This is a genomic window from Bacillus haikouensis (assembly GCF_013179555.1).
Taxonomy (GTDB): Bacteria; Bacillota; Bacilli; order Bacillales; family Bacillaceae_B; genus Rossellomorea; species Rossellomorea haikouensis_A.
This window is the reverse complement of record NZ_JABMCR010000116.1, coordinates 1-12,705: the sequence shown is the minus strand read 5'-3', so window position 1 is coordinate 12,705 and position 12,705 is coordinate 1. Positions and strand designations below refer to the sequence as shown.

Genomic DNA, 12,705 nt, shown 5'->3' with positions numbered 1-12,705 from the left:
CATCAGCTGCTTCACCGGCTCCAATGCTATTCTTAGCACCTTATGCCGGTATCACGATGGGTGAAGAATTCATGCATAACGGCAAGCACGTTCTTGTTGTATATGATGATCTTTCCAAGCAGGCTTCTGCTTACCGTGAGCTTTCCCTATTGTTACGTCGTCCTCCAGGCCGTGAAGCATTCCCTGGTGACGTATTCTACTTGCACTCCCGTTTATTGGAGCGTGCAGCGAAATTAAGTGATGCAAAAGGCGGCGGTTCCATCACTGCATTGCCATTTGTTGAAACACAAGCAGGGGATATCTCCGCTTATATCCCGACAAACGTTATCTCCATCACAGACGGACAGATCTTCTTACAATCCGACCTGTTCTTCTCCGGTGTACGTCCGGCGATCAACGCAGGTTTATCCGTATCCCGTGTTGGTGGATCCGCACAAATCAAAGCGATGAAGAAAGTATCCGGTACACTGCGTCTTGACTTAGCGGCATACCGTGAGCTTGAAGCATTCGCTCAGTTCGGATCAGATCTTGATGCAGCGACACAAGCGAAACTGAATCGTGGTGCGCGTACAGTAGAAGTACTGAAGCAGGATCTTAACAAACCGCTTAAAGTTGAAAAACAAGTCATGATCCTTTATTCATTGACTAAAGGTCATTTAGATGATATTCCAGTAACAGACATTCGTCGTTTCGAAGGTGAATTCCTAAGCTGGTTAGATCACAACCATACAGAACTGTTAGACCATATCCGTACGACAAAAGGTCTTCCTGAAGACGATGCAATGGTTGCAGCGATCAACGAATTCAAGAAGACATTCATTAAGTCAGAATAAGGATAATGAGCCGATAAATCGGCATAACCATAGGAATCAGGGCCGCGGGCATTTCGATTAATGCCGGGCTCCCTATGTCTAACAATATGTAAAGGGTGGTGAGAACCAGTGGCATCGTTACGCGATATACAAACTCGTATTACTTCTACCAAAAAAACAAGTCAAATCACAAAAGCAATGGAAATGGTATCTGCTTCTAAATTGAACCGTGCAGAGACGAATGCGAAATCATTCGTCCCTTACATGAACAAGATTCAGGAAGTGGTGACTTCTGTTGCTGCAGGTAGTCAGGGTGTAACGAATCCGATGCTAGTCTCCCGCCCCGTTAAAAAAACCGGGTATCTCTTGATTACTTCAGATCGCGGTTTGGCGGGGGCATATAACAGTAACGTCATTCGTGCTGTTAGCAATCGTATTAAAGAGCGTCACAGCTCTAATGATGAATTTGCCATTATCGCTCTGGGTCGTGTTGGAGCTGACTTTTTCCGTAAAAAAGGCTATAACGTAATCGAAACGGTCGTCGGTCTTCCGGATCAGCCAAGTTTCGCTGACGTTAAAGACATCGCCAACAAAGCGGTTGGTATGTTCTCAGCTGAGGCATACGATGAACTATTCTTGTTCTACAACCACTATGTTAGTGCCATCCAGCAGGATGTTACCGAGAAAAAAGTTCTTCCATTAACGGACCTGAATACTTCCGGCAAGCTGGTTTCGTATGAATTCGAGCCGTCTGCGGAAGAGATTCTCGAAGTATTGCTTCCTCAATACGCTGAAAGCTTGATTTACGGTGCCTTACTCGACGGTAAAGCAAGTGAGCATGCCGCTCGTATGACAGCAATGAGAAATGCAACAGATAATGCGAAGGAAATCATTAATAACCTTACACTTAAATACAACCGTGCGCGTCAGGCTGCGATCACTCAGGAAATCACTGAGATCGTCGGCGGAGCTGCCGCACTCGAATAGTGTCCAGCTGCAGGGCTTAGAGGCTCGAGGTCATAAGCCAAATCCACAAAAAAGGCAAAGAGCGCCTTTTATGTGGACTCGTCTTATGCTTGTCGCCTCTCGGCAAAGCCCTTCCGCATTTCGGCACGATAACGGTTAGGAATGACCGTCAATTTTTCATAAAGTTTTTGTCAAAAGCTAGTTAGGAGGGAAAGAGATGAACAAAGGACACGTTCTTCAAGTAATGGGTCCAGTTGTTGATGTCAAGTTCGCCAGCGGCCAACTTCCTGATATCTACAACTCTTTAAAGGTCCAAATTGCAGATAGAGCTGAACTTACATTAGAGGTTGCCCTTCACCTAGGTGATGATTCTGTACGTACGATCGCGATGGCTTCTACGGACGGTTTACAACGTGGAGCTGACGTACTTGATACAGGAGCACCAATCTCTGTACCAGTTGGGGATGTAACTTTAGGTCGTGTATTCAACGTTCTGGGTGAATCAATCGATTTAGACGAGCCGCTTACAGAAGGCATCCGTCGCGATCCGATTCACAGGCAGGCACCTACATTCGATCAACTTTCCACTGAAGTTGAGATTCTTGAAACAGGTATCAAAGTAGTAGACTTACTTGCTCCATACATCAAGGGTGGTAAGATCGGTCTATTCGGTGGTGCCGGTGTAGGTAAAACCGTATTAATCCAGGAGCTTATTAACAACATCGCCCAAGAGCATGGCGGTATCTCGGTATTCGCAGGTGTTGGAGAGCGTACGCGTGAAGGAAATGACCTTTACCACGAGATGAGCGACTCTGGCGTTATCAAGAAAACAGCGATGGTATTCGGACAAATGAACGAGCCGCCTGGTGCACGTATGCGTGTTGCCTTGACGGGTCTTACAATGGCAGAGTACTTCCGTGATGAGCAAGGACAGGACGTACTTCTGTTCATCGATAACATCTTCCGTTTCACTCAAGCAGGTTCTGAGGTATCAGCCCTTCTAGGCCGTATGCCATCTGCCGTTGGTTACCAGCCGACACTTGCTACTGAAATGGGTCAATTGCAAGAGCGTATCACGTCTACAAACGTTGGTTCCGTTACATCGATCCAAGCGATCTATGTACCTGCCGATGACTACACGGATCCGGCTCCTGCAACAACATTCGCTCACTTGGATGCAACAACGAACCTTGAGCGTAAACTTTCTGAGATGGGTATCTACCCTGCGGTGGATCCACTAGCATCGACTTCACGTGCTCTTTCTCCAGAAATCGTTGGAGAAGAACACTATTCAATTGCCCGTAACGTACAGCAGACATTGCAGCGTTACAGAGAACTTCAAGATATCATCGCGATCCTTGGTATGGATGAACTTTCAGATGATGATAAGCTGACTGTTGCACGTGCTCGCCGCGTACAATTCTTCTTATCCCAGAACTTCCACGTGGCTGAACAGTTCACTGGACAAAAAGGATCTTACGTAGAAGTGAAAGATACTGTAAAAGGATTCAAAGATATCCTTGAAGGTAAATACGACCACATTCCAGAAGATGCTTTCCGTTTAGTAGGTCCAATCGAGGACGTACTGAAAGCAGCTAAAGAAATGGGCGTAGAGGTATAATTAGGGACCAGGAGGGAAGAAAATGAAGACATTAAAAGTCAATATTGTCACTCCCGATGGCCCAGTGTACGATTCAGAAGTGGAAATGGTGAGCACGAAAGCTCAAAGCGGTGAGCTTGGAATCTTACCTGGACACATTCCGATGGTTGCTCCACTACAGATCGGTGCGGTACGCCTGAAAAAAGGTGGTAACACTGAGCTTGTAGCTGTCAGCGGAGGATTCTTGGAAATCCGCCCTGAACAGGTGACAATTCTAGCACAGTCTGCTGAAACAGCAGAAGCTATCGATGTACAACGCGCGAAAGAAGCGAAAGGCCGTGCAGAAAGCCGCATGCAGGCTCAGCAGGATGACGTCGACTTCAGACGTGCCGAACTCGCCCTTAAGCGTGCCATGAACAGAATTAACGTTTCCGAACGTAACTTCTAATAAAGAAAACACCCTTTCCTGGTTGGAGAGGGTGTTTTTTTACGTGCATCCCCAGAACCTTGGAACCCGTCCGACCCGCCGTACAATTAAGCGTGAGAAGAGCTTTCAAAGGCCTTTAATAAGATCGAGGAACTGGCATTTCAAATAATCTCTTGAGTCAGGGCTGGTGGACGGTTTGGATGTGCTGGAGGTTGATGTAGGTGGATTTGCCTCTGGCGGTGATGAGCTGGATGATGTTGTTTTCTATTTTTTCTATTTTTCCAATTGAGTCCTGCTGCTGGCCGAGGTTGAAGACGACAAGCTGACCTGTCAGTTTCCCAAGCTGGATTTCATAGCTTCTGGCAAGGGAAAGCTGACTCGGATTGACCGGCAATTTTTCCTTTCCAAGGGCGTAAGGAGAAAGTGAGCCTGAGTAGGGGGTGATCCATTTCAAATGCTGAAGGGAGATATACATGGTTTTATAGACAGGCGAGTAGAAGGTAAAGTAATTATTCATGATGCTTGTGATATAGCCGTGAATGGATTGATTTCCCGTCAAGTAGATCTCGATGAACACCCCTTTAGCGGATGTGAGAATTTTCCTCAATGCAAGTTCGTCTTCCTGTTCCAGCATAGGACCGGTTGTTGGCTCAGCGATATCGAGTTCTTCAACCGACACTACTCTCAATGACCGAATGTGAATACTCGAGATATAAATGTAGTCTTCTCCATTGAAGATAATGAGTACCTCACTCCCTACATCGATGAGATAACCGCTGATTTGTTTTTTTCCGGTAAGCTCGACTATCACTGCCTTTCCGATAAATGATGAATATGCTTTTTTCAAGATTTTCTACACTCCTTCCATATTAAGATAAAAGCTCAACCCAAAGATATAGACTAAGCAGGCTGACGATCAGACCGATCGGAATCACGACGATGGTAACTTTGATATATCTGGCCCAAGAAATTTTAATGCCGTTCGATTTTAAAATGTACATCCAGATTAATGTGGCAAGTGTTCCAACCGGTGTCAACAGCGCTCCGATGTCACTGCCGATGACATTCGCAAGGTATGCAATCTGAAGAATATGAGGGTCAAGCCCCATTTCGGTAATCGACAACGTTCCGATCATTACGGCCGGCAGGTTATTGAAGAGGTTCGAGGCCACGGTCAGGAAGATTCCCATAATGAGACTGGCATTGAGGGGCTGTCCGACAATTAAATTTCTGAACTGATCAACGATGAATTGATTCAGACCGACATTCTTCAGCCCGTAAACCAGTACGTACATATTGAATGCGAACAATAGAATGTGCCACGGTGTCTTTTTAAATATATCTTTGATCCCCATTTCAGTCCGGAACCACCGTACCAGAATCAGGATGGCTGCACCGGCCAGGCCGATAACCTCGAGAGATATACCGAATGGCGTCAAGGCAAAGAATGCTGCACGGGTCAGGACGACTATGACAAGACAAACTTTGATCAGCCCCCAATCGACTTCTTTCTCTTTATTCGAAGAAGACAGCGGATGAGTGTAAGAATACTTCTGAGCTTGAGACTTCCATTTAACGGATACTTGTAGAATTTTATCAGGGATATCTTTTTTGAAATAGAGGAAGAGCAGTAGCGCAATGAGGAAGATTCCGATCATGGATGGAACGAACATCATTTTAATATAGTCCTGCAAGCTGAGGCCTACGATCTTTAGGGCGATCAGGTTTGAGATGTTACTGACGGCTATCGGTGCGCTTGCAGCGGTCGCGATTAAAGCACCTGATAAAAGGTAGGGGATTTTCTGGCGGGTTTTTAATTTCAGCAATGAAGTGATATGAATGATGATGGGAGTGGTGATCAGGATGCTGCCATCATTGTTAAAGAACATGGTCATCATAAAGCATAAGAGGATGACGTAAAGATAAAGTTTCCTTCCCGAGCCCCTCGACCGATTGACGATGTTGGTGGCAACGATTTTGAAGAAGCCTATGCTTTCCAATACGATCGACATCATAATGGTGGATAATATCGTAAGTGAAGCTCCGCTCACGATGGAGAAGATGTTCAGGACATCTGATAGCGGCACAATCCCGATCAGTAAGACGAGTCCTGCCCCGATTGACGTAGGAATCGTTTCATTCAGGCCGAATGGACGCCACAGCATCACGATGATGGTGACGGAAAAAATGAAAGTCATCCACAAGAATGTACTATCTAACATGCTGATTCGCCTCTTTTATATGTGGCAGAGGTGGTGTGTCGATTGGATAATCTGCATATTGTTTGTCCTCTTTTTCGTCAGAAGCAGATAGAAATAAGAAATAAAACAAGCTTCCCAATAATATAAAATAGATGGTCATCAACAACATTTTTCCTCCTCTCTAAAATTAGATAAACACAGGGTATTCCCGGAATTCTTTACTCTAAGCAGAAAGAACGCCGGGATGCATTCAGCCCTTTGTTATATCTGAAATACATGTTTAAAACAACCAGTTTGCAATTAGTAGTCCATAGCTTCGATTTCATAGTAATATCGGTTAGTGTTTTTAGCATTATTCTTATTGGATTTCTTAGAGTTTTGAGAATTGTTGTTTGATTTGTTTTCTGAGGAAGATTGATTTGAATCGCTGCTTTGATTATTTTCGGCTTTATCTTCAGCCTTCTCCTTTTCCTTCTTCTTGACAAGAATTGCTACACTCTTTACATGGTAAGAGGCAAGTCGGATGACTTCTTCGTTATGGATGAGTGTGAGGTAATCGTCATTTGCATCATCCAATACACCTTCGATTTTCTCAGGACCTCCGCGGTTGATCGTCACCCACTGATGTTTAAGATCGCCAAGCATGGAAGTGAAATCAGCTGCGCTGCTCCAAACCAATGATTCAGCCCCTTCACTTTCAAATTCGATTCCCTGCTTCGTGTTTTCAGTGATGCTCTTCACGTGGCGGGAAGTGAAGTAAAGGACGCCTTCCTCTTTTGTCTGAAGGACGAAATAATCCTCCCCGGCTGATAATAATAAACCTGTCCGGGCTTCCGGACCACCACGGTTGATCTTGACAACCTTGCCAATCAAACTTGACATTAACACTTTATTCATACTATTTCCCTCCTGAATTTAATAAACATTTACACTACATGTATATGTGTCATGCCGTGACAAGTTACTAAGAAGATAGCCCGTTTTACTAGAGTTCAAGGGGGAAAAACAATGACTTCACAGAATAGATCAAACCCGGCGCACCTCAATTGAAAAGGCAGGAGTAAAACACCAGCTCAGATTGGGACAAACGTACATAGGTGAATCTAGTAAATCAAAAGGTTAATGGGCAGAGAGTGGAGGAGGGTACTTTATCGGGGGAGTCTTTTTCTGAATCTTGGTATGGGGTCAGCGCTTTAATGTGACGCGAGACGAGTTTAGCCGTTTGATCGGGTGGATGAAAGAATGTATATTATATGAACTCTCTGAAAAAAATTTATCCAAACGGGGAAATTTCATTCTAACGTAGTGGGGGATGTGGTAAAATGGTCTAGGTGCGTCGAATTTTTATCGATTGGAGAGAAACGTCATGGTAGAGAGCTTCAGCCAACAGGCATTGATCAGCATGCTCGTACACTTATTTGTGTTCGGGGTGACATTCTGGTCGCTGCAGGCCATCCAGCTTGATAAACTGCTGAAGAAAAACCGGGTCGCTCAAGGGAGATTATTATTCATCCTGCTGACAATTGCGATCGGGTCAGCCGTCAGCCGATTCCTGCTCGATTATTATCTGTGGTCACAGCAGCTGCCGGCGTTCTTTCAATGAGGCTTTTTTCGCAGTGTGAAGCCATTCTGGGCATCTTTTTATGAAGATAGATGGGAAGGAACGAAACAAATTAAAAACTCAAGACAATTTGTTTACAAAAAATAGGACTTCCTGCATGTTTTCTTTAGGGCCTGTTTTGAGTAAGATTAATTTTGTATTTGCATGTTTGTGAAAAAGTTTCAAGCTGAATCCGCTTTCACTTTTCTTCCTCAAAAGGCTGTACTGGAGGCGTAATGAGCATTTTTCATCTCGCGAATAGCTTGTTCGACAAGATGCTTTTAACAAAAATCATCTGAAAATTCTTCATACGATGCAAACCCGAATAGAATCATGCCCACAACAAAAAAATGTAAAAAGATGACGACATTTTGGAAGTATGTTCTCCCACGTATAGGAAAGACTTTTACCTAAGGGGAGGAATGCAAAATGGGACGGTATTTTTACATTATATTAATATTTTTTGTTGGATTAGGTTTCCTGCCTATCATTAATGGGAAGAACACTATCGAAGCTAATCAATTATTAGACATCGAAAAGCTTGATCACGCCATTACCCAAACGAGCGGTGAAGTTACTGAATGGTCTCTATATGCAAGAGAAAACATAAAAAGCTTCACGAATAAAGGATTTGCCCAATATAGTAAGAATATGCAAGAAACTTTTTCTGATTTCGAATGGGCGACTGAAGATAAAGCTGAAGAGGTAATTGTTGTGGGAACTCGCAAGACTTCTCACGGGGAAGAAACAATTAAACTTCAACGTACCCTCGGAAATGGACATTCGATTTCGTACATTATGTATGAGATCCGTGGAAATCAGGAATACCAGGGAGAAAAGACATCAAGATACTTGAAAAAACAATTTATCCCAAACATGGAAATCATTTTTACTACTAAACCTTTGATTTTCTCTTGTATAAAAGGCGAATTCAATGATACGCTTGATGAAGTTTTGTCGAATCAGGCCGTCGAAATGATGTCGATTCTTGACGCAGCCGAAACGGAGTCACTGGAAGAAGAAGACTTTCATTCCGTTTCCGCATACTCAAAACAAATGTCACGGTCCATACCAACAAAAGATAAAGAAATGAATATACAACTGGGTCTTAGGAAAAGTGGAATGGGCACCAAGACAACCTTTGTCATTGGCACACCCATCCTGACGATTGAATATTAATATAGAGAAAATGGACGCGGAGGGGAATACTCTTGGAAAAAATTATCGTCCGCGGCGGTCAGCGTTTAAGCGGTACTGTGCAAGTTGAAGGAGCAAAGAATGCCGTTTTACCTGTTCTCGCTGCTACATTATTAGCAAGTGAAGGAAAAAGCAAAATTACAAATGTACCACCACTCTCCGATGTATATACGATTAATGAAGTATTACGTCATTTAAATACAGATGTTGAGTTCCATAATGATGAGGTTGTCGTGAATGCATCAAGAGAGTTATTTGTAGAAGCCCCATTCGAATATGTGCGCAAAATGCGTGCATCCGTTCTAGTCATGGGATCACTTCTCGGTCGTACGGGTAAAGCACGTGTGGCACTGCCAGGCGGTTGTGCCATCGGTTCAAGACCAATTGACCAGCACTTGAAAGGGTTCGAAGCTATGGGAGCCAAAGTGAAGGTCGGTAACGGATTTATCGAAGCGGAAGTTGACGGAAGATTGAAAGGTGCAAAGGTTTACCTTGATTTCCCAAGCGTGGGTGCCACTGAAAACATCATGATGGCAGCAGCCCTTGCCAACGGAACCACAATCCTGGAGAATGTTGCAAAAGAACCTGAAATCGTCGACTTGGCAAACTTTATCAATAAAATGGGTGGAAACGTAGTAGGCGCAGGAACTGGAACGATCCGCATCGAGGGTGTTGAACGCCTTTACGGTGTCGAACACAGCATCATTCCTGACCGTGTCGAAGCGGGAACATTCATGGTGGCTGCGGCCATCACAAAAGGGGACGTCCTCGTAAAAGGTGCGATTCCTGAACATTTATCTTCTCTAGTTGCAAAAATGGAAGAAATGGGCGTTACCATCATTGACGAAGAAGAAGGCTTGCGTGTCATCGGACCGGATAAACTAAAATCCGTCGATATCAAAACCATGCCTCACCCTGGATTCCCAACGGATATGCAGTCACAAATGATGGCGCTTCTTCTAGCAGCGGAAGGTACAAGTGTGTTAACGGAGACAGTCTTTGAAAACCGCTTCATGCACGTGGAAGAATTCCGCCGCATGGGCGCTGACATCAAGATCGAAGGCCGTTCTGTCATCATGCAGGGACCAACTGCACTTCAAGGAGCAGAAGTAGCTGCGACTGACTTACGTGCAGCCGCTGCACTCTCCATCGCAGGACTTGTTGCCGACGGCTACACACGTGTAACCGAACTGAAGCACCTCGACCGCGGCTATGTAAACTTCCACCAGAAACTTGCGGGCATCGGTGCTGACATCGAACGCGTGAAGGAAATGGAAGAAACAGATGCAGCTGTATCAGAGCAAAGCATGCTGAAAGACGCATAACATATATTATTATTTGAAAAAGGTAAGCTTTTCTTTACGGGGAAGCTTGCCTTTTTTGTTTGTTTTGATTTTTGACCAATTCCAAGCAGGAAGTGGTGGTGTGCAGTGTAATCTGTGTGCCGGAAGCTTGTTTTTGGCAATACCTGCTTTATTGATCGTAACGGTTTGATTTGTTTATCTTCACTAATGAAGTGTTAATGATAGGAAGAATAATTTCGATAATAAAGTTGCTCGTTGGACTGACCCGATCTTCACAAACGAAATAGTTTGTGCTTTCCTGCCTCAAAATGGGATAATGTGAGTAAAGAAACGTGATTACTGTAAAGGTCGTGCTCTTCTATATTTATGAAAATTACTCCCTAAACACCGCCGTCCACGGCTGAATACGGATAGTCCGCAAAACCATACGTGTACTAGTACGATTTATTTCAACTTTTCCCGTTGTACGATCAAGTTTGCGATTTTATTTTCAAATTTCGACCTTTTACACCCAACTTTCACCATTGTATTTTCAACTCATAAACCGAATAAATGTCCACCAATACAAAACAAATTTCAATCATAAAAGCCTGTCCACTACCATACATATGAAAAAGAATGGAGAAGTGTGCGTAGGCACTCTCCTATTTAATCTTTCATTGGAGGCAGCGAACATGACGCAATTAAAACCAGTACTGATCGTCTTCTCAATCTTCATTTGTATCATCTTTATCGTACCCACTCTTCTTGTGCTTCCGTTTTCATCGGACAAAGAAAAGACCAACTTGAATGAGAAACTGGAAAGCGCTCCTGGAGTCGGGGAGCTCGCAGATTCAGTTGAGGTGGCTGTCTACCGGTCAGAGAAGGAAGTGATCGAGAAGCTGCCATTAGAGCAGTATGTAGTAGGGGTATTGGCTGGTGAAATGCCTGCAGATTTTGAAAAAGAAGCATTGAAAGCACAGGCGCTTGCAGCCAGGACATTCATTGTGAACAAAATGATGACAGAAGACCCATCCCTTCCAAAGGGAGCGGATGTCACCGATACGATTGACCATCAGGTATTCAAAAATCCATCGGAGCTCACAACCCTTTGGGGCGCCGACTCAGAATGGAAGCTGAAAAAGATATCTGAAGCCGTCCTTGAAACGAAAGGACAGGTGCTGACATTCGACGGCAAGCCGATCACAGCGGCCTTCTTTTCAACAAGCAACGGATACACGGAAAACTCAGAAGCCTACTGGCAAAATGAAATCCCTTATTTACGAAGCGTGAAGAGTCCATGGGATGCCAAATCTCCAAAATTCACCGATCAAAAGGTCATTCCCATTTCCGAATTCGAACAAAAACTGGGTGTCACCCTGACAAAAGATGGATCGGTCGGCACGATTACCTCCAGGACAGAAGGAAAGCGTGTCGCCAATGTGGACATCAATGGAAAGTCATTCTCCGGACGCGAGATCAGGGATAAACTAGGTCTCAAATCCTCTGATTTCAGCTGGTACCTGAAAGACAATCATATCGTCATCTCAACAAAAGGCTACGGCCATGGAGTCGGCATGAGCCAATACGGAGCGAACGGTATGGCGAAGGAAGGCAAGGATTACAAACAAATCGTGACCCACTACTATAAAGGCGTGGATATTACCGATTCCGGGAAACTGCTGCAGAAGGTGACGGCACAGCGGTAGGGACATCCGGTGAGGGCGGTGCTGGATACTCGGATGTGGTGCCAGGCACAGATCATTTGTGCCAGGAACAAATTGGCGGTTTTGTGCCTGGCACAGTTTGAAGAATTGTACCAGGAACAAAATGCTGTTTTTGTACCAGGAACAAATTCAACTATTTGTACCAGGAACAAATTCAACTATTTGTACCAGGAACAAATTCAACTATTTGTACCAGGAACAAATTCAACTATTTGTACCAGGAACAAATTCAACTATTTGTACCAGGAACAAATTCAACTATTTTTGTACCAGGTACAAATCCACCTGTTTGTACCAGGTACAAATCCACCTGTTTGTACCAGGTACAAATCCACCTGTTTGTACCAGGTACAAATCCACCTGTTTGTACCAGGCACAAATCCAACTGATTGTACCAGGCACAAATCCACCTGCTCTATACCATGTACATCCAACCCCAGCAATCTCAACAAAAAATAAAAAAGGATGGACCCTCCCAAAAGCCGATTTGGCTCAGGAGCAGTCCATCTTTTTTTTCATTAACCAAAATACCTCTCAACCTTCTTCATATATTTCTTCATTCCATGTTCGGGATCCCTGAAATACGTCCGGTTTACAATCCAGAACAGAACGGTGACACCGATCAGGTCCTTCGCTGCATCGATCATTGTTGCGGAACGGTACGGTACAAACGACTGATGAATTTCATCGACAAATCCGTAGAAGATCGCAATTAGTGCTGCAGTGAAGTTAAGGGAGTAACGCAGCAAGCCATTCGCGAGCAGAGCCAGCACGAATAATCCATAGAGAATCGCAAATTCGATTAAATGGAGGGACTCCTTGATAAACCGGTCTACCGTATTATCAGGAAAGCGGATGACCGCATCATCCGGGTTGCTGGACAGGATCCAGA

At 44.3% G+C, this 12,705-nt stretch carries 13 protein-coding genes and 1 pseudogene; 8 read left to right on the top strand and 6 right to left on the bottom strand.

Going from position 1 to position 12,705, the window contains the following annotated elements; translation table 11 throughout:
• The 4 genes and pseudogenes from HP456_RS12335 to HP456_RS12320 form a co-directional block, all read left to right on the top strand.
• A pseudogene (locus HP456_RS12335) lies at positions 1-833 on the top strand (F0F1 ATP synthase subunit alpha); the annotation flags it as partial.
• Between the two features lie 108 nt (positions 834-941).
• Positions 942-1,799, top strand: a complete 858-nt coding sequence (locus HP456_RS12330; protein ID WP_172251475.1) for a F0F1 ATP synthase subunit gamma — start codon at positions 942-944, stop codon at positions 1,797-1,799.
• A gap of 196 nt (positions 1,800-1,995) precedes the next feature.
• Entirely contained in the window at positions 1,996-3,399 is a 1,404-nt protein-coding gene (atpD, locus tag HP456_RS12325; RefSeq protein ID WP_172251474.1) for a F0F1 ATP synthase subunit beta, read from the top strand.
• A 22-nt stretch (positions 3,400-3,421) separates the two neighbouring features.
• Positions 3,422-3,826, top strand: coding sequence for a F0F1 ATP synthase subunit epsilon (locus HP456_RS12320; RefSeq protein ID WP_172251473.1), 405 nt, complete (start codon positions 3,422-3,424; stop codon positions 3,824-3,826).
• 157 nt (positions 3,827-3,983) lie between these two features.
• Here the strand turns inward: HP456_RS12320 and HP456_RS12315 are convergent, their stop codons facing one another.
• From HP456_RS12315 to HP456_RS12300, 4 genes are all read right to left on the bottom strand, one after another.
• On the bottom strand, positions 3,984-4,652 hold the full coding sequence (locus tag HP456_RS12315; RefSeq protein ID WP_172251472.1) for a YwrJ family protein: 669 nt from the start codon (positions 4,650-4,652) through the stop codon (positions 3,984-3,986).
• A 22-nt stretch (positions 4,653-4,674) separates the two neighbouring features.
• Positions 4,675-6,027 (bottom strand): arsenic transporter, encoded by a 1,353-nt coding sequence (locus HP456_RS12310; protein ID WP_172251471.1) that lies wholly within the window; start codon positions 6,025-6,027, stop codon positions 4,675-4,677.
• Positions 6,017-6,169: a hypothetical protein gene (locus HP456_RS12305; protein WP_172251470.1), complete on the bottom strand. Its 153-nt coding sequence runs from the start codon at positions 6,167-6,169 to the stop codon at positions 6,017-6,019. The genes HP456_RS12310 and HP456_RS12305 overlap by 11 nt, the downstream gene beginning before the upstream one ends.
• Positions 6,170-6,306: 137 nt before the next feature.
• Positions 6,307-6,903 (bottom strand): hypothetical protein, encoded by a 597-nt coding sequence (locus tag HP456_RS12300; RefSeq protein ID WP_246289002.1) that lies wholly within the window; start codon positions 6,901-6,903, stop codon positions 6,307-6,309.
• A gap of 469 nt (positions 6,904-7,372) precedes the next feature.
• Between HP456_RS12300 and HP456_RS12295 the strand changes: the two genes are divergently transcribed.
• From HP456_RS12295 to spoIID, 4 genes are all read left to right on the top strand, one after another.
• Complete coding sequence (locus HP456_RS12295; RefSeq protein ID WP_172251469.1) at positions 7,373-7,609, top strand: DUF1146 family protein; 237 nt, start codon at positions 7,373-7,375, stop codon at positions 7,607-7,609.
• A 426-nt stretch (positions 7,610-8,035) separates the two neighbouring features.
• A complete protein-coding gene (locus HP456_RS12290) occupies positions 8,036-8,785 on the top strand; it encodes a YwmB family TATA-box binding protein (RefSeq protein WP_172251468.1) in 750 nt (249 codons plus the stop codon).
• Between the two features lie 32 nt (positions 8,786-8,817).
• Positions 8,818-10,128 carry a UDP-N-acetylglucosamine 1-carboxyvinyltransferase gene (gene murA, locus HP456_RS12285; RefSeq protein ID WP_172251467.1) on the top strand — a complete coding sequence of 437 codons (1,311 nt, stop codon included), beginning with the start codon at positions 8,818-8,820 and terminating at the stop codon, positions 10,126-10,128.
• A 653-nt stretch (positions 10,129-10,781) separates the two neighbouring features.
• Positions 10,782-11,795, top strand: coding sequence for a stage II sporulation protein D (spoIID, locus tag HP456_RS12280; protein ID WP_172251465.1), 1,014 nt, complete (start codon positions 10,782-10,784; stop codon positions 11,793-11,795).
• Positions 11,796-12,071: 276 nt separating this feature from the next.
• On the opposite strand, the gene HP456_RS12275 is transcribed toward spoIID, so the two are convergent.
• Positions 12,072-12,215, bottom strand: coding sequence for a hypothetical protein (locus HP456_RS12275; RefSeq protein ID WP_172251463.1), 144 nt, complete (start codon positions 12,213-12,215; stop codon positions 12,072-12,074).
• A 116-nt stretch (positions 12,216-12,331) separates the two neighbouring features.
• Positions 12,332-12,705, bottom strand: a 374-nt coding sequence (locus HP456_RS12270) for a VanZ family protein (protein WP_172251462.1), incomplete at its 5' end; no start/stop codon positions are given.

Bases quoted from the DNA above. Each gene is read 5' to 3' on its own strand.
- atpD (WP_172251474.1), top strand. From the start codon at position 1,996: ATGAACAAAGGACACGTTCTTCAAGTAATGGGTCCAGTTGTTGATGTC.
- HP456_RS12310 (WP_172251471.1), bottom strand. From the start codon at position 6,027: ATGTTAGATAGTACATTCTTGTGGATGACTTTCATTTTTTCCGTCACC.
- HP456_RS12320 (WP_172251473.1), top strand. From the start codon at position 3,422: ATGAAGACATTAAAAGTCAATATTGTCACTCCCGATGGCCCAGTGTAC.
- spoIID (WP_172251465.1), top strand. From the start codon at position 10,782: ATGACGCAATTAAAACCAGTACTGATCGTCTTCTCAATCTTCATTTGT.
- HP456_RS12290 (WP_172251468.1), top strand. From the start codon at position 8,036: ATGGGACGGTATTTTTACATTATATTAATATTTTTTGTTGGATTAGGT.
- HP456_RS12300 (WP_246289002.1), bottom strand. From the start codon at position 6,903: ATGAATAAAGTGTTAATGTCAAGTTTGATTGGCAAGGTTGTCAAGATC.
- HP456_RS12295 (WP_172251469.1), top strand. From the start codon at position 7,373: ATGGTAGAGAGCTTCAGCCAACAGGCATTGATCAGCATGCTCGTACAC.